This is a genomic window from Microvirga sp. RSM25, from assembly GCF_044784385.1.
Classification (GTDB): Bacteria; Pseudomonadota; Alphaproteobacteria; order Rhizobiales; family Beijerinckiaceae; genus Microvirga; species Microvirga tunisiensis.
Genome location: NZ_CP173039.1, coordinates 3,002,775 through 3,022,866 on the forward strand (window position 1 = coordinate 3,002,775; position 20,092 = coordinate 3,022,866).

The window sequence follows — 20,092 nt, forward strand, 5'->3', positions numbered from 1 at the left end:
AGCGGAACCCGGAACCCAATCAACATGACGTCTAGAAAATGAGGCGCTGTGGAGGCCGGCGAAGCTATCCTGCACCGTCAGCGGTTATGGATTCCGGGTCCGGCTCTGATGAGCTGCCCCGGAATGACGCAGTGCCTCTATTTCTACTCCGCCGCCATCACGCGATAGCGCGCTGGATCGTAGTTGAGGATCGGACCGAGCCAGCGCTCGACCTCCGTAACGCTCATGTCCTTGCGCGCCGCGTAATCCTCCGCCTGATCGCGCTCGACCTTGGCGACGCCGAAGTAGTAAGCCTCCGGATGCGACAGGTAGAGACCCGATACGGAAGAGCCGGGCCACATGGCGTAGGATTCCGTGAGCGTCACACCGATGCGGCGCTCGGCCTCAAGCAGGCTGAACAGGGTTGCCTTTTCCGTATGATCGGGCTGTGCAGGATAGCCGGGAGCAGGACGGATGCCCTGGTACTCCTCGCCGATCAGTCCCTCTTTCGTGAGGTTCTCGTCGGAGGCATAGCCCCAGAACTCCTTGCGCACGCGTTCGTGCATGCGCTCCGCGAACGCCTCCGCCAAACGGTCGGCGAGCGCCTTCACCATGATCGAGCGGTAATCGTCGTTCGCGCGCTCGAAGCGTTCCGCGATGCGCACTTCCTCGATGCCGGAGGTCACCACGAAGGCACCGATCCAATCGGGCTGTCCGCTCTCAACCGGAGCGACGAAATCGGACAGGCAGGTATTGGGCTTGCCGTCGCGCTTCGAGAGTTGCTGACGCAGACCGTGGAGGGTCGCAAGCTGCTCCGCACGGCTCTCGCCCGTGTAAAGGCGTATGTCGTCGCCCACCGTATTGGCAGGCCAGAAGCCGATCACCGCCTTTGGATTGAACCAGCGTTCGTCCACGAGTTGCTTGAGCATCACCTGCGCGTCGTCCCAGAGCTGCCGCGCGGCCTTTCCCTGCTTCTCGTCTTCGAGGATTGCCGGAAAGCGGCCCTTCAGCTCCCATGTCTGGAAGAACGGCGTCCAGTCGATATAGGGCACGAGCTCGCCCACGTCGTAGCTGCGGAACACGCGGGCGCCGGTGAAAGTGGGCTTCGGCGGCTGGTAGGACGACCAGTCGAACACGAGCTTGTTGGCACGGGCCTTCTCGATGGACAGGCGCTGCTTGTCGGCCTCCGAACGGGCATGGGCGTCGGCCACCTTGCGGTATTCGGAGCGCAGCGTCTCCACATAGCCGTCCTTCATGCCGGGTGACAGCAGCGAGGACACGACGCCGACGGCGCGGCTGGCATCCGTCACATAGACGGCTTGGCCTCTATGATAGTTCGGATGGATCTTTACCGCCGTGTGCACGCGGCTCGTGGTGGCGCCGCCGATGAGGAGCGGAATGTCGAAGCCCTCGCGCTCCATTTCGCTTGCCACATGCACCATCTCGTCAAGGGACGGCGTGATGAGGCCGGAGAGGCCGATCACGTCCACCTTCTCCCTACGCGCCGTCTCCAGGATCTTCTGGGCCGGCACCATGACGCCGAGATCGAGAACCTCGTAGTTGTTGCAGGCGAGAACCACGCCGACGATGTTCTTGCCGATATCGTGCACATCGCCCTTCACGGTCGCCATCAGCACCTTGCCGGCAGCAGAGCGCTGCGCAATTCCAGAGGCTTCCTTTTCCGCCTCCATGAACGGCATGAGATAGGCCACGGCCTGTTTCATGACGCGCGCGGACTTCACTACCTGCGGCAGGAACATTTTTCCAGCGCCGAAGAGGTCTCCGACCACGTTCATGCCGGCCATGAGCGGGCCTTCGATCACGTGCAGCGGACGCTCGACCGACTGACGCGCCTCTTCGGCGTCCTGCTCGATGAATTCGGTGATGCCGTTGACGAGCGCATGCTCGATCCGTTTCTCGACGGCCCAAGAGCGCCATTCGAGATCGGCCGCCTTCACGGCACTTGATCCATCGCCCTTGAAGCGGGGCGCCGCCTCCAGCAGGCGCTCCGTCGCATCGGGACGGCGGTTGAGCACCACGTCCTCGCACAACTCGCGCAGCTCCGGATCGATCTCGTCGTAAACGGCGAGTTGCCCTGCATTCACGATGCCCATGTCCATCCCGATCTTGATGGCGTGGAACAGGAACACCGAATGCATGGCCTCGCGCACCGGGTCGTTGCCGCGGAACGAGAAGGACAGGTTCGAGACGCCACCCGAGATATGGGCATGCGGCAGCGTCTCGCGGATGATGCGCGTCGCCTCGATGAAGGCGACGCCGTAGCCGTTATGCTCCTCGATGCCGGTGGCGACCGCGAACACGTTCGGATCGAAGATGATGTCTTCTGGTGGAAAGCCGATTTGCTCGGTCAGGATTCTGTAAGCGCGCGTGCAGATCTCGACCTTTCGCTCCAGCGTGTCCGCCTGGCCCTGCCCATCGAAGGCCATGACCACGACGGCAGCACCGTAAGAGCGACAGATCTTTGCTTGCTCGATGAAAGCCTCCTCGCCCTCCTTCATGGAGATCGAGTTCACGATAGCCTTGCCCTGGATGCACTTGAGCCCGGCCTCGATCACATGGAACTTGGAGGAATCCACCATCACCGGAACGCGGGCGATATCGGGCTCGGCCGCAACGAGGTTGAGGAACTCCACCATCGCCTTCTCGGAATCGAGCAGGCCCTCATCCATGTTGACATCGATGATCTGCGCGCCGCTCGCGACCTGATCGCGCGCCACGTCGAGGGCGGCGGCATAGTCGTTATTGGTGATGAGTTTGCGGAACTTGGCGGAACCGGTGACGTTCGTACGCTCGCCTACATTCACGAAAGGAATGTCGGAGGTAAGGATGAAGGGTTCAAGGCCCGACAGGCGCATGAGCGGCTGCACTCTCGGCACTGAGCGCGGCGCCTTGCCCGCGACGGCCTCCGCGATGGCGCGGATGTGATCCGGCGTCGTGCCGCAGCAGCCGCCAACCACGTTGACGAGACCCGCATCGGCGAATTCCGCCAGCATATTGGCCGTCGCCTCGGGGCGCTCGTCATAGAGGCCGAATTCGTTGGGCAGGCCCGCATTCGGATAGGCGCAGACGAGCGTGTCGGCGGCCTTGCCGATCTCCTGGATATGGGCGCGCATCTCGCGGGCTCCAAGCGCGCAGTTGAGGCCGATGGAGAACGGCTCCGCGTGTCGCATCGAATGCCAGAAAGCGGTCGGCGTCTGGCCCGAGAGCGTCCGGCCGGAGAGGTCCGTGATCGTGCCCGAGATCATGATCGGCAGCTTCACGCCCTTCTCGGCGAAGACCTGATGCGTCGCGACAATGGCGGCCTTCGCATTCAATGTGTCGAAGATCGTCTCGATGAGGATGATCTCGGCACCACCGTCGATCAGTCCCCTCACCTGCTCGGCGTAAGCCTCACGCACCTGGTCGAAGGTCACGGCGCGATAACCCGGATTGTTCACGTCCGGCGAGATCGAGAGCGTCCGGTTCGTCGGTCCGATGGCGCCGGCGACGAAACGGCGGCGGCCGTCTTCCTTCTCGGCGAGGAGAGCCGCTTCGCGCGCAATCCGTGAACCCTCGAGATTCAGATTGTAGACGATCTCCTCCATGCCGTAATCGGCTTGGGCGATCGATGTGCCGGAGAAGGTATTGGTTTCGACGATGTCCGCACCTGCGCGGAAATAGTCGAGGTGTACGTTGCGCACCGCATCGGGCTGCGTGAGGATGAGCAGATCGTTATTGCCTTTGACGTCCTGCTTCCAGTCCTTGAAGCGCTCGCCGCGAAAATCATCTTCCGAGAAGCGCGAGCGCTGCAGCTCCGTTCCCATCGCGCCGTCGAGCACGAGAATCCGCTTGGAGGCGGCTTCACGGAGTGCCTTGATCACATCAGCGCCATTGGCGGGGCGAGGAGTATATGCAGTCATTCTACTTGTTCTCTTTTCATCGCAGTCGGCGTTGCACCAACAGATGAAGCTCATTCAAAGCTGGCAAACACGAATGCCCGGCTCACGAACCAGGCATCGCAAAACTTAAGCTGCGGCTTTCACGCTCTGGTCGCGCAATCCGAGCAGATGGCAGATGGCATAGACCAGATCGGCGCGGTTCATGGTGTAGAAGTGGAACTCGTTTACGCCGCGGTCGACGAGATCGATCACCTGCTCGGCCGCAACGGCGGCGGCGACAAGCTTGCGCGTCTCGACATCGTTCTCCAAGCCCTCGAAGCGGGCCGCGAGCCAGTCAGGCACGCTCGCGCCGGTCTTGGACGCGAAATTCGCCGTCTGCTTGAAGTTCTGCACCGGCACGATGCCGGGCACGATGGGAATATCAATGCCGCGTGCACGCACACGGTCGAGATAGCGGAAGTAGTGATCGTTGTCGAAGAAGAACTGGGTGATGGCCCGGTCTGCGCCGCAATCGACCTTCGCCTTCAGCACGTCGATATCTGCATCGAGCGATGCAGCTTCGGGATGCTTCTCCGGATAGGCCGAGACGGAAACCTCGAAGTCGCCGATCGCCTTGACGCCGGCCACGAGATCGCAGGTTTGCTGAAATCCGCCGGCATGAGGCTCGTAGGCCGTGCCGATGCCGGACACCGGATCGCCGCGAAGCGCCACGATGTGACGCACGCCGGCATCCCAGTAGGAGCGAACAACCTCGTTCACGTCCTCTTTCGTCGCCGCAACGCAGGTGAGGTGCGCAGCGGGCTTGAGATGCGTTTCCTGCACGAGTCGCGAGACCGTGGCGTGGGTGCGCTCGCGGGTGGAGCCGCCGGCGCCATAGGTTACGGAGACGAATTGCGGATTAAGGGATGCAAGACGCTGGATGGAGGCCCAGAGCGTCGTCTCCATCTCCGAAGTCTTAGGCGGGAAGAACTCGAAGGAGACCTTGATCGGACAGGAGACCTGCCGGCTGGGACGAAGGGTGAGCGGTGACATCAGGCGACCTCTCTGTCGGGTTCACTCAAGGGCCAATCCGTCACCACACGGCGATCCTGGCCAAGCCAAAGGGATACGGTCAAATGCTCGTCGCCTTTCTTCGGCGGAGCGATCTCACGGTTGAGCGTGCAGTCGAGCCCCGCCTCGTCGAGCCAGCTTGCCACCTGAGAGGGAGCGAAGCCGAGGCGGCGATGAGCCTGAGCCTCGCGCAGGAATTCGAGACTATGCGGCGCGAAATCGACCACGAGGATCCGTCCGCCCGGCGCGACGAGGCGGGCGGCCTCGCGGATCGCGCGGGCTGGGTCATCTAGGTAATGCAGCACCTGATGGATGACGACGAGATCGAAGGTATTGCGCGGAAACGGGGGCGCATAAATATCCCCCTGGCGCAGTTCGATGCCCCTTAAGCCCGCCTTTTCGAGATTGGCCCGTGCCACTGAGAGCATGGCGTGACTGGCATCGAGGCCGACCGTGCGGCTGGCACGTGGTGCCAGCAGTTGCAGCATGCGGCCGGTGCCGGTGCCGAGATCGACGAGATTCCGGATCTTGGCCGAGCCCAGAGCATCGAGGACGGCGGCCTCGACCACCGCTTCGGGCGCGTGGAGGGAGCGGATACGGTCCCAGTCCGGCGCCAGACGGGAGAAGAAGGCCTGCGCCGCCTGCGAGCGCTGGGCGCGCACGGCCTCAAGGCGGGTTCGGTCCTCCAGCAGTTGCGGATCGGACCGGTCGAGGCTCTCCAAGGTGGGGCGGATGATGCGGAGCGCCGCGCCCCGGTCGGTGAGCCGGAAGAACGCCCAGGCCCCTTCCCGGTGCCGTTCCACGAGGCCTGCCTCGACGAGAAGTTTCAGATGGCGAGAGATGCGCGGCTGGGACTGCCCGAGGATATCCGTGAGATCCGAAACGGAGAGTTCTCCTTCCGTCAACAAAGCCAGGATCCGCAGACGCGTTTCCTCGGCGGCGGCCCGCAGGACATCCAGGGTCATATCCAGCGATGGAGGCGGGGTGTCGGGCACAGCCAAATCTCGCTCTTACATATAAAGATATATTTATATCTCTTTTGACACGAGAGCAAGCTAAGCCTTAGACATTTAGGACTTTTCTCGGTGAACCTTGGCGCGACCGGCCAAGACAACGAGCACGAAGACGGCTCCCGCAACGATCCAGGCGGAAAGGCCAATGGGCTCGCGATTGAGAATGGAGGCGATCAGCAGGGTGACGAACGTCTGCAGCAATTGAACCTGGCTCACATGGGCGATCCCGCCGATGGCAAGTCCGGCATTCCAGGCAAAGAAGCCGAGATACTGGCTCATGAGGGTGACATAGGCGAAGCCGATCCAACTCCAGGCGGGGATCGCCCCCAACTCCTCCGGCAGGGTCCAGAGCGCCACCGGAACCGTAACCGGCAGGGCGACGACTAGGACCCAGGAGATGACCTCCCAACCGGCCAGGCCACTGCGTACAAGCTTGCCGGAGACCACATAGCCCAGGGCTGACGAAAAGGCAGCCGCGAGGAGGAAGAGATCGCCCCGCCCGAGCGAGCCGCCACCCTCATGCAGGGTGAAGCCAATGACGAGGGCGGCACCGGCCAGAGCTGCCAGCCAGAAACCCGGGCTTGGGCGCTCGCCAGCAATCAGAGTGCTGATGGCGGAGGTTGCGAGCGGCAGAATGCCGAGCACTACACCGCCATGGGAAGCCGGAACGCGCTGCATCGCCAGTGCAGTAAAGCCGGGAAAGCCTCCGACCAGGCATAAAGCCGCGAGCGCCATGGCGCCGACCTGCCGCCGTGAGGGCCAGGGTCTGCGCAGAACGAGGAGGGTCGCGAGGGCCAAGAGCCCGGCAAGCGCCGCCCGCCCCGCCGTGACGAAGAGCGGGCTCAAGTGCTCAACAGCGATATGGGTAAACGGAAGCGTGCCGGCGAAAATGCACACGCCGACGAAGCCCAGCACCAGGCCCAGATTGTCCCGCGACATCGGGCGTCAGCTTAGCGGAACGGGGGTTCGTCGAAGCTGCGCAGCTTGCGCGAATGCAGGGACGCCCGCTGGCCTTTCAGGATGTCGAGCGCTGCAAGACCGATCATGAGATGCTCGCTCACCGCGCGCTCATAGAAGGCATTGGCCGCGCCCGGCAGCTTGATCTCGCCGTGCAGCGGCTTGTCCGAGACACACAGCAGCGTGCCGTAGGGGACACGCAGCCGGTAGCCCTGAGCCGCGATGGTGCCGCTTTCCATGTCCACCGCGATGGCACGGGACAGGTTGATCTGCCGCCGCTCTTGGCTCCAGCGCAGCTCCCAGTTCCGGTCGTCGTAGGTCACGACGGTGCCGGTGCGCAGGCGCCGCTTCAGCTCCTCGCCCCGTTCGCCGGTGACGTGCACCGCCGCGTCCTGCAGGGCGACCTGGATTTCCGCGAGGGCTGGGATCGGAATTTCCGGCGGCACCGCACCGTCGAGGATGTGGTCGCGCCGCAGGTAGCCGTGGGCCAGCACGTAATCGCCGATGGATTGCGACTGGCGCAAGCCCCCGCAATGCCCGACCATGAGCCAGCAATGGGGCCGCAGCACTGCCAGGTGATCGGTGATGTTCTTCGCATTCGACGGCCCGACGCCGATATTGACCAGGGTCACCCCATGCCCATCCTGGCGCATCAGGTGGTAGGCCGGCATCTGGAACCGGTGCCAGGGCGTGGAGCCGATCAACTCTTCGATGACAGCGTCGTCCAGCCCCCGTTCGATCGTGATGCCGCCCGGCAGGACGAGTTTCGTATAGGGCCCCTCCTCGTTCGCCAGCTCCTTGACGGCCCAGCGGATGAACTGGTCCACATAGCGGTGATAGTTGGTGAGCAGGATCCAGGGCTGAACGCAGCGCCAGTCGCTGCCGGTGTAATGCACCAGACGGCGGAGCGAATAATCCACCCGGGCCGCGTCGAAGAGCGCCAGGGGGCGCACCTCGTTCTCATGGAACACCCAGGTGCCGTCGGCAATCTCGTCGCCTACCTTGGCGAGAAGCGGAGTCGGAAAATGCTGAGCTAGTTCGGAGGCGGAATGAGCTTCGCGGCCCAGTTCGTCGCCACGCTCGAAGATATACGGATAGGGAATTTCCTGGTCGCTGACGCCGACCTCGATGGTGGCGCCATAGTCGCGCACAAGGAAGTTCAGCTGCTCCAGCAGGTAGTTCTTGAAGAATCCGGGTTGCGTGATGGTGGTGGCATAGACCCCAGGCCCCTGGAACTTGGCATAGGCGCGCTGCTTAATGGGCGGCACGGCACTTGATCGATAGTCGAGGCGCAGTTCCGGATAGCGGAAGCGGGACCGCTCGAAGGGTGTGGGTGGCGTGCCGGTGGAAAAGAAATGATCGAGAGCCTGACGCTGCGCCTCGATGGCGCTGTCATGAAGCGCGACGAGCCGCTCGACGGCTTCTTCAGGCGTGGCAACGGATTGGAAGGTGGAGATGTGATCGGCTGGCACGTGGACTCTCTTCTTATGTCTCGTGCCTCAAGGGTCATACACTGTTTCGGGCCGGAACCCAACTACCGAATGGTGCCACGCGGGCGAGGATGGATGGCGGGCAAGCTCGCCATCCTCTTGATTTACTCGCAAATCTGCTCCCGGCGGATGATGACTCGTCCCCAATCATCCACGAAGCGCCGACGCACCGTATAGCAATCAGGCTCGTCATAAGCATTCGCGCCGTAATAGCCACCGGGACTGGTGGGATATGAGTAGGCGGGCCTTGTAGCCAATGCACCCAGCGCAAGACCGCCAATCACACCAGCCGCTGCCGCGCCACCGACATCCGAACCGCGACGGTAATGAGGACGATAGCCATAGCCGTGATTAGGACGAACAATTCCGTAGGGCGTGGCATACGAACCGTCACGCCAGCGGCCCGTCGTCTCGCCCGCCTGAGCGGCGACCGAAGCCAGCAGCGCACCGCCGAATGTGAGGGCGGCCAAGCCCGCAGCAAGAGTTGCTTTAATCCGAGACATGTCAGCCTCCAACAGGGAACCCGCTTTACACATCAAGCGAAAGGACAGGCTCGTTCCCACATCATCAGGTCAGAATAAATGGCGCTCGATGAACTAGAGCTGAAAAGTTGGCGCAACGAGATCAGATCGTTTCTTTCAGCTGACAAAGAGAACGCGGGTGGGCTGATGCCCGATCCCGCGCTGCACAGGCTTAAAACTGAGTTAAGCTGACCTTACCGCGAGAACTTCTTGTATTTGATCCGGTGCGGGATCGTGGAATCCGTGCCGAGGCGGCGCTTCTTGTCCTCCTCGTAATCGGCGAAGTTGCCCTCGAACCATTCCACGTGGCTATCGCCCTCGAAGGCCAGGATGTGGGTGGCAATGCGGTCGAGGAACCAGCGATCGTGCGAGATGATCACGGCGCAGCCGGCATAATCCTCCAGCGCCTCTTCGAGCGCCCGCAGGGTATCCACGTCGAGGTCGTTGGTCGGCTCGTCGAGAAGCAGGACGTTCGAGCCGGACTTCAGGATCTTGGCGAGGTGCACGCGGTTGCGCTCGCCGCCCGAGAGCACGCCGACCTTCTTCTGCTGATCGGAGCCCTTGAAGTTGAAGGCGCCGCAATAGGCGCGGGCGTTGATCTCGCGCTTGCCGAGATAGAGCACCTCGTTGCCGCCCGAAATCTCCTCGTAGAGAGTCTTGTTGGCGTCGAGCGAGTCGCGGCTCTGGTCGACATAGCCGAGCTTGACGCTCTCGCCGATCTGGATCGACCCCTCGTCCGGCTGCTCCTGCCCCGTGATCATGCGGAACAGCGTGGTCTTGCCGGCGCCGTTCGGGCCGATGATGCCGACGATGCCGCCCGGCGGCAGCTTGAAGGACAGACCATCGATGAGAAGCTTGTCGCCGAACGCCTTCTTCAGGTTGTCGAACTCGATGACGTTGTTGCCCAGACGCTCGGCGATCGGAATGATGATCTGAGCCGTGGTCGGGCCCTTCTCGTTGGCCTTGGCCACGAGATCCTCGTAACGCTGGATACGGGCCTTCGACTTGGCCTGACGAGCCTTCGGCGAGGCGGACACCCATTCGCGCTCACGCTCGATGGTGCGCCTATGCGCCTCATCCTCGCGGCCCTCCTGCTCCAGGCGCTTCTGTTTCTGCGTGAGCCAGGACGAGTAGTTGCCCTCGTAGGGGATGCCCCGGCCGCGGTCGAGCTCGAGGATCCAGCCGGTCACGTTGTCGAGGAAGTAGCGGTCGTGGGTCACGATCAGGATCGCGCCCGGGTAGTTGCGCAGATGCCCTTCGAGCCAGCCGGTCGTTTCGGCGTCCAAGTGGTTGGTCGGCTCGTCGAGGAGCAGCAGTTCCGGCTGCTCCAGGAGCAGCTTGCACAGCGCCACGCGGCGACGCTCGCCACCCGAGAGCTTGTCCACGGACCAGTCGTCCGGCGGGCAGCGCAGGGCGTCCATGGCTTGGTCGACCTGGGAATCGAGATCCCACAGGCCCTTGGCCTCGATCTCATCCTGGAGGCGGGTCATCTCGTCCGCCGTCTCCTCGGAATAGTTCATGGCGAGCTCGTTGTAGCGGTCGAGGATCGCCTTCTTGGCGGCCACGCCCTCCATGACGTTCTCGCGCACGTTCTTCGACGGATCGAGCTGGGGCTCCTGCGGCAGGTAGCCGACCCGCGCTCCCTCGGCGACCCAGCCCTCGCCGGTCCAGTCCGTATCGGTGCCGGCCATGATGCGCAGCAGGGTCGATTTACCGGCGCCGTTGACGCCGAGCACGCCGATCTTGGCATCCGGATAGAAGGAGAGGTGAATGTTATCCAAGACCTTCTTGCCGCCCGAATAGGTCTTGGTGAGGCCACGCATGTGGTAGATGAATTGACGGGACACGGAAAAAGCCCTGCTTGGTCGAGATGTGAATGGAGTTGGCCGTCAGTTAGCAGGGGCGGACGACTGGGGCAAGGCGGGGGAGTGTCGCCAGCATGATTCCGGAGAGCCAGCACCCCTAGGCCCAGGGCTTGGGAGCCCTGAGCCATGAGATTGATCGAGGGTGGCGCGAAGGGCAGCCCGGCCGATGTGTATGGTGGAATGGAAGAGCCGGACGGCGCCTCGCACGCGGTACTTTTAGGCGTTTAGACTTGGACCAGCCCAGGGCTGCCAAGGGCCTCCCGCCAACCGGCGTGCGAGGCCTGCTGCAGGACCGCTCCCCGCCCCACTCTTGCGACGCCTCGCGAGCGCGCCCCCGTCGGGCCGGGATGAGCAAGGGTCTAGCCCAGATGATACACAGTGTCAAGAACAAAGTGAGAACATTACACACACGCTCCAGACTTGCCGTCATCACCGGGCTCGTCCCGGTGATCCCGATCCGTAAAGCACTGCGCCTCACCGGATCGAGATGGCCGGCACAAGCCCGGCCATCGCGAGGGGGAATTGTCATTGCTGGACGAGAGTGGCGCCACTACCCTCTCCTGCTTTGCGCGAGAGGGTTATCCGCATCAAAGCCCGAAGGGATAGGTCTCCGGCATGCCCTTGCCATGGGCATGGGTCAGCGGCGTTACCGCCCTGCTCTCCTCAAACCAGATGAAGGCATCAAACTGCTCCGCCAGGACGGCCTCGAAGTAATGGCTGTAGAGCTCGGTCTCCGGGCGGTAGACCACGCCGATGGCCCGCTCCAGGCGGGGCCGTGAGAGAACCTCCATCAGCTCGGCCTGGCCGTTTTCCCGCCAATCGGTCAGGAAGCACCCTAGACCCGTATCCCGGAAGACGCGCTCGTGACTGTCGGGCCGCGCCGGCCGCACGGACTTGACCTGCATCGGCTCGTCCCAATCGTCCGCAGCCGCCACCGTGCCGCGGTCGGTCCCGAAACCGATCAGCACGGCCTCGCCGTGATAGGACTTGCGGCAAAGCTCTCCGATGTTGAACTCGCCCTGCCAGCCCATGGCCGTGGCGGCGGCGTTGCCGATATGGGAATTGTGGGCCCAGACGATCGCCTTGGCGTTGTCGCGCCGGGCGAGCAGGCTCTGCAGGGTTTCGAACATGTGCCGGTCGCGCAGGTTCCAGGATTCCGTCGCACCCTCATACATGATCCGGTAGTAATGCTCGGCCGCATGGACGATCTTGGCATTCTGCACCGCATCGAAGAAGGCTTCGCCGCCATCGGCCTGGAGGTAGTCGATGCGTTTGTCGAGAATATCCTGGAGCTGGCCCAGCAATGCCTCGTCGCAAGGCTTCTTCTGTCCTGTCAGGACGGCGCGGCCATAACGGGCGGGGTCCGACTGCCACGGGCTGAGACAAGCGTAGCGTCCCCTCGCTTCCCTGGCCTCCTCCGGATCGACCTTGTCGAGATAATCGAGAACGGAGCGGATCGACGAATTCAAACTATAGACATCGAGGCCGCGGAACTCGGCCCGGTCATCGTCCGGGCGCTCCTTGTTGTACTCGCGCATCCAGTTGACGAAGTCATAAACCTCCTCGTTGCGCCACATCCAGGTGGGGAAGCGCTCGAAGGCTGTGTCATCCCCATCGGGAACATGGCGGTGACGCACATAGGCATCGATGCGTGCCGCATCGGGCCAATCGGCTTCGACGGCGACGATGGAAAAGCCGTGCTGCTCGATCAGGCGCTTCGTGATCGCGGCACGGGCGCGGTAGAATTCCGAAGTGCCATGGGTCGCCTCGCCGAGAAGCACGACCTTGGCATCGGAAAAGCGGTCGAACATGGCGCCGAAAGCTTCTTCATCGGAAATCGGCGGCAGGTTTTCCCCATGCTCGCGCACAAGATCGACGGCTTCCTTGATGGAGGCGTCGTTCTCACTCTGCTTCCAGGACAACCGGGCCATGGCTTTCGCTCCGCAAGACCGGCACCCTGCGTACCGGCTCCGCCGGAGAACGACAGCGGGACTCGGCTTGTTCCAGGCGATGGACGCACCCGTCGCTGGAAGGAGGATAGGAGATCAGACGGGTGCCGTCACATCCCTATCCCTGCCGTTGAGCTGTCTCACCGGCGACCCTATGACACTCTCGCCATGATCGACGCGAATGCTTCCTCGGCGGCGATGACCGTCGCCATCTGCACCGTATGCGCAAAGCGGTAAGCGTCGCCGTAGATCGTCTCATCGGGAAACTCCGTGATGAGGGTCAGCGGCGAGGGATGGCGCTCGTCCGCAGTGATCAGGCAAGGCACATCGTTGATGATCTCGTAGGGTGTTCCGCCGGAGTGAATCGAGCAGATTTCGATCTGACGTCGGTTGAACTCGGCCAGACCGGGTACAGCTGACAGACCTGTCGTCACGGCTTCGATCAGAGTCCGCGCCGTCTCGGCCCAAGACGGATGATGCCTCATGATCAGGAAGAAGCCCTTCGGGATCGTCCAGAGCTCGAAGCCGCGCGGCAGATAGCCGGTAAACGGCCTCGTCCATTCATGGGCCGGGTAACCGTGGAAGTTGAGGTGCAGTTGGGCGCCCGACATCTCCAGCGCCTGGTTGCGCGCGCCGATCTCGTAGAGAGGCTCGCTGCGGCCATATTCGAGATCGTTGCCGAGCGAGGTATAGCGCGCTGCATGGTGCATGTGGCGCGGATTGCCTTCGCACAGCCGTCCATGCAGCGCATAGCCGTCCGGGTTCTCGACCGGGATATAGGCGATGTTGGCGTCGGAATTGGCCAGCAGGCGGCGCACGGCTCTCAATGTGCCGACAGGAGCCGATGTCTCGTTGGCATGCTGCCCGCTGGTGACGAGAACCGCCGGACGCGAACCCGCCCGGTAAATGCCCCGCACAGGGCGTCCTTCCCGAGAGATTCCCTCGAAGGTTTCGCCGGGAAGCACTGCGAGCTCACGATGAATCTGCCCAAGATCGGGCGCGGCATCCGCCGTCTCGATGTCCTGCTCAGGCTTCACGGGGTCCTGCGGCGCTCCGAAAGAGCGCAGCGTCACGCGCACATGCGCATCGCCCTCGCCGGCACGGATATCCGGCACGATCTGGCCCGGCTGCACACTGCGATCCTCGGGAGGACGACCCGATTTGCGCTTGAAGAATTCGAGCACCGAGAAATAAAAGTCCTCGTGCAGCGCCTCGCGTGTGCTCATGACCTCGTCGCCGTAATCGAGCGGGCGCTCGATCCCCGGGATCATCACGTCGATGGCGAGCGTCTCCGCATAGGGCTCCGCCTCGGGCCATTCATGCGCGGCGACGACTGCCATCACCTTATGAAAGACCTGTTCGATCTCAGTCTCGAGCGGCTCATCGAGATTCGATGCTTCATCGGGGCGCCCAGTCACCTTCAGCCAGCCGGTCGGCGTGAGATCGACCTCGTCGAGATGGTTGGACCGAAGCCTGTTCGGCGCAAAGACCACATGCTCCGCCACAAGTCCGGTCGTGTACTCGAGCGTGACCAGATAGGTCAGATCCGCGGCGCCGGGCTCGAAGAGGAGTTCGATGCCGTCGAGCAGGGCCGCCAGTGGATAAGCCTCCGAGAGGAAGCGTAGGCGGTCGGCCTCCTCATGCACGGGATAGCGCACGGTGACACGCTTCAGATCGGCGGTATCGATCTCTTCGAGAAAGGTATGGACGAGCGGCTTGTAGGCGCTGCGCAACCGTGCCCGAACGCCGACCTCCGACAACACCGCCTCGGCAGCGCGCCGCGCCGCCTCATCCTCGAACAGCCAGGCCTCGAGCGTCACGCCGCGATGATCGTTCCTAGCCCATTCGCGCAGGAGAGTATCGAGAGTACGGGGGATACGTTCGTCGAGCAAAGTCGTCATCGTGAAGTCTGTCCTGTCGGATCGAGAAGGTCGCGCAGCCAGTCGCCCAGAAGGTTCAAGCCGAGCACGGTGAACATGATGGCAAGTCCCGGAAACACGCTGACCCACCAGGCCGTCTGCAGATAGGTGCGCCCATCGGCCAGCATGCCGCCCCAGCTTGGGATGAGCGGATCGACGCCGAGACCCAGGAAAGTGAGGCTGCTTTCGAGAAGGATGTTGTTGGCCACGTTGAGCGTCATCAGGATGACGATGGGTCCGAGTACATTGGGCAGAATATGCGTGAAGATGATGCGTCCGTTGCCGACGCCGATGGCGCGGGCCGAGAGAATGAATTCTCGATCCCGCAGCGCCAGCACGGAGGCGCGCACCAGGCGTGCATATTGGACCCATTGGGCGAGGATCATGAAGAAGATCACCTTGTCGACGCCGGTGCCGAGGATGGCAAGGAACATGATGGCGACGAGGATGAAGGGCAGTGCGAGCTGAATATCGGCAAAGCGCATGAGCAGGATCTCGGCGATGCCGCGATAGTAGCCCGCGACCAGTCCGACGAGCGTTCCGACGGTCACCGCTCCCATCACCGAGAGAATGCCAACGGTGAGAGATATCTTGCCGCCGACGATCACACGCGCCAGCACGTCACGTCCGAGGGGATCGGTACCGAGAGGATGCGCGAGGTCCTGGAACGGCGGTGTGAGACGGGCCATGAGGTCCATGCTCTCGCCGCCATCGGGGAAGAGAAAACCTGAGAACAGCACGGCCAGTCCCATGCCCCCGGTGAGCAGGAGGCCAAGAACGAGTTCGAGCGATCGAAAGTGCCGGCGCGCCGACGACACAGCCTGAGCGGCAGCCATGGCCCTACTCCGTCCGGATACGCGGATCGATCAGCCCGTAGGCGATATCGACCAGAAGATTGATGAGAACGATGAAGAGCGCGAGCACCGTGATGGTGCCCTGCAGCACCGGGTAATCGCGGTTCGAGATAGCATCGAAGGCGAGCGTGCCCATGCCGGGCCAGTTGAACACCCGTTCCACGATGACGATGCCGCCGATAAGTCCGCCGAACTGCAGGCCGATATAGGTGACGAGCGGAATGGCCGAATTACGCAGGGCATGCTTGTAGAGGACGACGCGGTCGCGCAGACCCTTGGAGCGCGCCACCATGATGTATTGCTGCGAGAGCGTCTCCAGCATGGAGGTGCGCACGAGGCGCACATTCGTGGCGGTGAGAATGATCGCCATGGTGAGCGCCGGCATGACGAAACTCTCTGGCCCCTCCATGCCGCTCGGCGGCAGCAGGCCGAGCACGATGGAGAATAGCAGCACCATCATGATGGCGAGCCAGAAATTCGGGAAGGACAAGCCCACAAGCGACAGGATGCGGATCATCTGATCCGGCCAGCGCCCCCGGTTCACCGCCGCGTAGACTCCGAGCGGCACGGACAGGACAATGGATGCGAGGAGGGAGGCAAACGCCAGCAGGAGGGTGGCCGGCAAGGCATTGGCAATGAGCATGGAAACGGGCGTTCCGCCCATGAAGCTCTTGCCGAAATCTCCCCTCACCATGCCTCCGAGGAAGCTGAGATACTGAACGTAGAACGGCCGCTCGAGCCCGAGCGACTGCCGGATGTTCTGCAGATCCTGCTCGGTGACATTGCCGCCACCCATCAGCATGATCGCAGGATCGCCCGACAATCTGATCGCGAACGAGACGATCAGAGTCACTGCGAGGACCACGAAAACAGCCTGCAACAATCGTTTGAGGATGAAGCCCGCCATGCGGTGGTCCTTCTTGCTCTTGCTTGCTCTTGGAAAAACGGCCCCGCTCGCGCGGGGCCTTCTCTTATGTCTCAAGACCTCGGACATTCGCCGTGAGGGGCGATCGATATCCGAGGCGGCTTGTCACTCCACCGTCGTTTCCGAGAAGCGGAAGCGACGATCTGCAGGAGCATCGAAATTCTTCACCCGCTTGTTCACGCCATAGAGCGTGTTCTGGTTGTAGAGCGGGATCTCAAGCGCTTGATCGGCCACGTAACGTGCGACCTCCTGCAGAACCTTCTCACGCTCCTTCACGTCGTACATCGTACGCTGCTTCTCGAGCAGGGCATTCAGCTTGGGATCGTTGTCATAGGGGTTCCACTTCTCGCCCGAGTGATACATCAGGTAAGCGGTGTTGTCGTAGTCGAAGGTCCATCCGCCCCAGGCATTGTGCCAGGCTTCGCCGGTTTTGCCGTTCGGGATGATATCGTTGAGCAGAACCGGAGGTTCATGCGGCTGGAGCGAGGGTTTGAGGCCGAGGGCCTGGAGGAAGCCGGCGGCTGCCTGCGCCACTTCGCGGAAGGTTGCGTCATTGCCGCGGAAGTCGATCCGCACCGGTGCACCGGCCGGGACCTTCGCCTGCTGCAGCATCTGCTTCGCCTTGGCGAGATCGAAGGGCAGCGGCTTCAGGGTCGGATCGTAGCCGAAGGACAGATCGGACTGGAAGCTCGCGATCGGCTTGGCGTGACCGAGGAGCACGGCCTTGATGATCGCCTCGCGGTCGACACCCATGATCAGCGCCTTGCGGACATTCACATCCTTCGTGATGCCGTCCTTGGTGTTGAGGCGCAGCGCGACCACCGTCGGACCGGTGATGCTGAGGAGGCTCAAGTTGGGGCTTTTCTCCACCGTGGGGGCAAGACCGAACGGGATGAGGGTTGCGACATCAATGCGGCCCGATTGGAGCTCGGCCACCTGTGTATTCGCTTCCGAGATGAAGCGTGTCACGATCTTGTCGAGCTTCGGCGCACCGCCCCAATGCTCAGGGAACGCTTCGAGCGTGAGGCTGACTTTTGGGCTGTATTCCACGAACTTGAACGGCCCGGTGCCGACGGGGTTCATGTTGAAATGGGCGTCGCCCTTTTCCTGAATGTATTTGGGCGGCACGATCATGCCGCCATAGCCGGCAAGCTTCGTCAGCAGAACCGGATCCGCCTGCTTCATGACGAAGTCGACAGTGGTGTCGTCGACGACTTCCACATGGTCGATGGAGTTGTAGTTCGACTGCTGCGGTCCCTTCCTGCCCTCCTCGCCGAGCAGGCGATCGAAGGTGAACTTCACGGCCGCCGCATTGAACGGCTCGCCATTATGGAATTTCACATTCTGACGCAGCTTGAAGCGGATGCGATTGTTGTTGTCCAGGAACTCCCACGACGTCGCAAGGCCGGGCTTCAGCTTCATATCGGCGCCGCGGGCTGTCAGACCGTCAAAGATGTTGTTGGCGGCAGACGACCAATCGACCAGGAAGGTATCGATCGGATCCCAGCTACCGGGATCGATGGCAACGGCTGCGGTCAGCGTTCCGGCGGCCTGAGCACCGGATGCCACCAGCGGCGCCAACGCGACAGCGGCCGTCAGGCCGAGCGCTTTCATGGTGGTAGAGAACTTCATCTTATCATCTCCCTCTGGAAAACCGTATGTCACGCAGCCCCGAGAAGCTGGTCGGCCTCGATCGCAACCCAATGTCCCGGCTCCACTTCGCGCATGCGATGAATGGCAGGCTCCTGCCCGACCGGACGCACGGGACTTGGGATCTCGCCCTCGATCCGCGTCTTGGCCCGCTCTCGCTGCGGATCCGCAATCGGCACCGCCGCGAGCAGCTTGCGCGTATAGGAATGCTGCGGGTTCTCGAAGACCGCCTGACGTGGCCCAAGCTCGACGATCTGGCCAAGATACATCACCGCGACTCGATGGCTGATCTTCTCAACCACAGCCATGTCATGCGTGATGAAAAGATAGGACAGCCGCTTCTTCTCCTGCAGCTCCATCAGCAGGTTGATGATCTGCGCCTGAATCGAGACGTCGAGAGCTGACACGGACTCATCCGCGATGACAAGTTTCGGATTGCTCGCCAGCGCTCGTGCGATGCAGATGCGCTGGCGCTGACCACCCGAAAACTCATGCGGGTAACGCTTGGCATGCTGCGGTTGCAGACCGACCTGCTCCAGCAATTCGTGCACGCGCCGCTCGCGCGCCTTCCGGTCTGTGATCAGGCCGTGAACGATGATCGGCTCTGCAATGCTGTAGCCCACCGTGTGACGCGGATCGAGCGAGGCGAAGGGATCCTGGAAGATATACTGGATCTGCTGCCGTAGGCGCCGCCGCTCGCCCTGGCTCATGGCCGCCATGTCGCGCCCATCGAAGCGGACCGTGCCGCCCGTCGGCTCGACGAGCTGCTGCAGCGTGCGCCCGATGGTGGATTTGCCGCTGCCGGACTCGCCGACCAGCGCCAGTGTCTCGCCGGGATAGATGTCGAAGTTCACCTCTTCCACCGCATGAACCCGATGGGTCACGCGGCCGAAGAAGGTCTTGCCCACATCGAAGCGGGTCGTGAGCTTCTCCACCTGAAGGATCGGCTTCGTGTAATCGGCGGTGTTCTGTTCATGGGTGTCGCCGACGGGCTTGGCCACACCGCCATCCATCACCATGACGGGCGTGCGCTTGGGCAGCGGCTGCCCTTTCAAACTGCCCAGGCGTGGCACGGCGGAGAGAAGGGCTCTGGTATAAGGATGCCGGGGTGCTGCGAAGATGTCGCGCACCGGCGCCTGCTCCACCTTCTCGCCCTTCCACATCACCACCACGTCGTCGGCCATCTCGGCGACCACGCCCATGTCGTGCGTGATGAAGATGACCGCGGTGCCCATCTCCTGTTGCAGATCGCGGATGATGTTGAGGATCTGCGCCTGGATCGTCACGTCGAGCGCCGTCGTCGGCTCGTCGGCAATCAGAAGCTTCGGATTGCAGGCGAGCGCCATGGCGATCATCACGCGCTGGCGCATGCCGCCGGAGAGCTGGTGCGGATAGCGGTCGAGCAGCCTGTCCGCGTCGGGCAAGCGCACCTTCTGCAGCAGGTCCTTCGCCCGCAGGCGCGCATCGCGTCCGTTGAGGCCCTGGTGCAGGATCAGGGTCTCGGAAATCTGGTTGCCGATGGTGAAGACGGGATTGAGCGACGTCATCGGCTCCTGGAAGATCATCGCGATGTCGTTGCCGCGGATCTCCCGGAGTTTGCTGTCGGACGCCTTGACGAGATCGATCGCCGCTCCGCCATCTGGACGGAACAGCACCTGCCCGCCGGTGATGCCCCCGCCCGTATAATCGGTCAGACGCATGATCGCCAGGGAGGTGACGGATTTGCCCGATCCCGACTCGCCGACGACGGCCAGGGTCCTGCCCGGCTGCACATCGAAGCTGACGTCCTTGACGGCCTTGAAGGCTCCGCTTCCCGTTCCAAACTCCACCGACAGGGAGCGAACCGACAGGAGAGATTGGTCCTGAGACCTACGATTGGCAGTGTCCGACATCCATCCACGCTCGTGAGAAGGTACTGACCCCACCGGAAGTTGGATCAGTACCTCTTTGATACCTGCAATCCATCACAGTCATCGTGCCGATACGTCAAGCACTGTTTGCGTCAGACCAGGCAATCGCCA

At 62.6% G+C, this 20,092-nt stretch carries 14 protein-coding genes; 1 reads left to right on the forward strand and 13 read right to left on the reverse strand.

Annotated elements, in window-relative coordinates:
* Window positions 1-143 precede the first annotated feature (143 nt).
* From metH to ACD578_RS14275, 6 genes are all read right to left on the reverse strand, one after another.
* Window positions 144-3,899 (reverse strand): methionine synthase, encoded by a 3,756-nt coding sequence (metH, locus tag ACD578_RS14250; protein ID WP_404285948.1) that lies wholly within the window; start codon window positions 3,897-3,899, stop codon window positions 144-146.
* A 105-nt stretch (window positions 3,900-4,004) separates the two neighbouring features.
* On the reverse strand, window positions 4,005-4,910 hold the full coding sequence (gene metF / locus ACD578_RS14255; protein ID WP_404285950.1) for a methylenetetrahydrofolate reductase [NAD(P)H]: 906 nt from the start codon (window positions 4,908-4,910) through the stop codon (window positions 4,005-4,007).
* A complete protein-coding gene (locus ACD578_RS14260; protein WP_404293851.1) occupies window positions 4,910-5,893 on the reverse strand; it encodes an ArsR/SmtB family transcription factor in 984 nt (327 codons plus the stop codon). The genes metF and ACD578_RS14260 overlap by 1 nt, the downstream gene beginning before the upstream one ends.
* 105 nt (window positions 5,894-5,998) lie before the next feature.
* Entirely contained in the window at window positions 5,999-6,880 is an 882-nt protein-coding gene (locus ACD578_RS14265) for a DMT family transporter (RefSeq protein WP_404285952.1), read from the reverse strand.
* An 11-nt stretch (window positions 6,881-6,891) separates the two neighbouring features.
* On the reverse strand, window positions 6,892-8,370 hold the full coding sequence (locus ACD578_RS14270; RefSeq protein ID WP_404285954.1) for an AMP nucleosidase: 1,479 nt from the start codon (window positions 8,368-8,370) through the stop codon (window positions 6,892-6,894).
* A gap of 122 nt (window positions 8,371-8,492) precedes the next feature.
* Window positions 8,493-8,891 carry a hypothetical protein gene (locus tag ACD578_RS14275; protein ID WP_404285956.1) on the reverse strand — a complete coding sequence of 133 codons (399 nt, stop codon included), beginning with the start codon at window positions 8,889-8,891 and terminating at the stop codon, window positions 8,493-8,495.
* 78 nt (window positions 8,892-8,969) lie between these two features.
* Between ACD578_RS14275 and ACD578_RS14280 the strand changes: the two genes are divergently transcribed.
* Window positions 8,970-9,101, forward strand: coding sequence for a hypothetical protein (locus ACD578_RS14280; protein WP_404285958.1), 132 nt, complete (start codon window positions 8,970-8,972; stop codon window positions 9,099-9,101).
* Between the two features lie 2 nt (window positions 9,102-9,103).
* Here ACD578_RS14280 and ettA read toward each other — a convergent pair whose 3' ends face one another.
* From ettA to ACD578_RS14315, 7 genes are all read right to left on the reverse strand, one after another.
* A complete protein-coding gene (gene ettA, locus ACD578_RS14285) occupies window positions 9,104-10,756 on the reverse strand; it encodes an energy-dependent translational throttle protein EttA (protein WP_404285960.1) in 1,653 nt (550 codons plus the stop codon).
* 605 nt (window positions 10,757-11,361) lie between these two features.
* Window positions 11,362-12,705, reverse strand: coding sequence for an erythromycin esterase family protein (locus tag ACD578_RS14290; RefSeq protein ID WP_404285962.1), 1,344 nt, complete (start codon window positions 12,703-12,705; stop codon window positions 11,362-11,364).
* A gap of 170 nt (window positions 12,706-12,875) precedes the next feature.
* On the reverse strand, window positions 12,876-14,624 hold the full coding sequence (locus ACD578_RS14295; RefSeq protein ID WP_404285964.1) for a M14 family zinc carboxypeptidase: 1,749 nt from the start codon (window positions 14,622-14,624) through the stop codon (window positions 12,876-12,878).
* A complete protein-coding gene (locus ACD578_RS14300) occupies window positions 14,621-15,478 on the reverse strand; it encodes an ABC transporter permease (RefSeq protein WP_404285966.1) in 858 nt (285 codons plus the stop codon). The genes ACD578_RS14295 and ACD578_RS14300 overlap by 4 nt, the downstream gene beginning before the upstream one ends.
* Before the next feature lie 4 nt (window positions 15,479-15,482).
* The gene (locus ACD578_RS14305) at window positions 15,483-16,403 is read right to left on the reverse strand and encodes an ABC transporter permease (RefSeq protein ID WP_404285968.1); all 921 of its coding nucleotides are present in this window, start codon (window positions 16,401-16,403) and stop codon (window positions 15,483-15,485) included.
* Between the two features lie 123 nt (window positions 16,404-16,526).
* Entirely contained in the window at window positions 16,527-18,053 is a 1,527-nt protein-coding gene (locus ACD578_RS14310) for an ABC transporter substrate-binding protein (protein WP_404285970.1), read from the reverse strand.
* Between the two features lie 29 nt (window positions 18,054-18,082).
* A complete protein-coding gene (locus ACD578_RS14315) occupies window positions 18,083-19,963 on the reverse strand; it encodes a dipeptide ABC transporter ATP-binding protein (protein ID WP_404285972.1) in 1,881 nt (626 codons plus the stop codon).
* Between the last annotated feature and the right edge of the window lie 129 nt (window positions 19,964-20,092).

Coding starts and splice junctions, on each gene's coding strand:
- metH (WP_404285948.1), bottom strand. CDS start 3,899: ATGACTGCATATACTCCTCGCCCCGCCAATGGCGCTGATGTGATCAAG.
- metF (WP_404285950.1), bottom strand. CDS start 4,910: ATGTCACCGCTCACCCTTCGTCCCAGCCGGCAGGTCTCCTGTCCGATC.
- ACD578_RS14260 (WP_404293851.1), bottom strand. CDS start 5,893: ATGACCCTGGATGTCCTGCGGGCCGCCGCCGAGGAAACGCGTCTGCGG.
- ACD578_RS14265 (WP_404285952.1), bottom strand. CDS start 6,880: ATGTCGCGGGACAATCTGGGCCTGGTGCTGGGCTTCGTCGGCGTGTGC.
- ACD578_RS14275 (WP_404285956.1), bottom strand. CDS start 8,891: ATGTCTCGGATTAAAGCAACTCTTGCTGCGGGCTTGGCCGCCCTCACA.
- ACD578_RS14280 (WP_404285958.1), top strand. CDS start 8,970: ATGGCGCTCGATGAACTAGAGCTGAAAAGTTGGCGCAACGAGATCAGA.
- ACD578_RS14290 (WP_404285962.1), bottom strand. CDS start 12,705: ATGGCCCGGTTGTCCTGGAAGCAGAGTGAGAACGACGCCTCCATCAAG.
- ACD578_RS14295 (WP_404285964.1), bottom strand. CDS start 14,624: ATGACGACTTTGCTCGACGAACGTATCCCCCGTACTCTCGATACTCTC.
- ACD578_RS14300 (WP_404285966.1), bottom strand. CDS start 15,478: ATGGCTGCCGCTCAGGCTGTGTCGTCGGCGCGCCGGCACTTTCGATCG.
- ACD578_RS14305 (WP_404285968.1), bottom strand. CDS start 16,403: ATGGCGGGCTTCATCCTCAAACGATTGTTGCAGGCTGTTTTCGTGGTC.
- ACD578_RS14310 (WP_404285970.1), bottom strand. CDS start 18,053: ATGAAGTTCTCTACCACCATGAAAGCGCTCGGCCTGACGGCCGCTGTC.
- ACD578_RS14315 (WP_404285972.1), bottom strand. CDS start 19,963: ATGTCGGACACTGCCAATCGTAGGTCTCAGGACCAATCTCTCCTGTCG.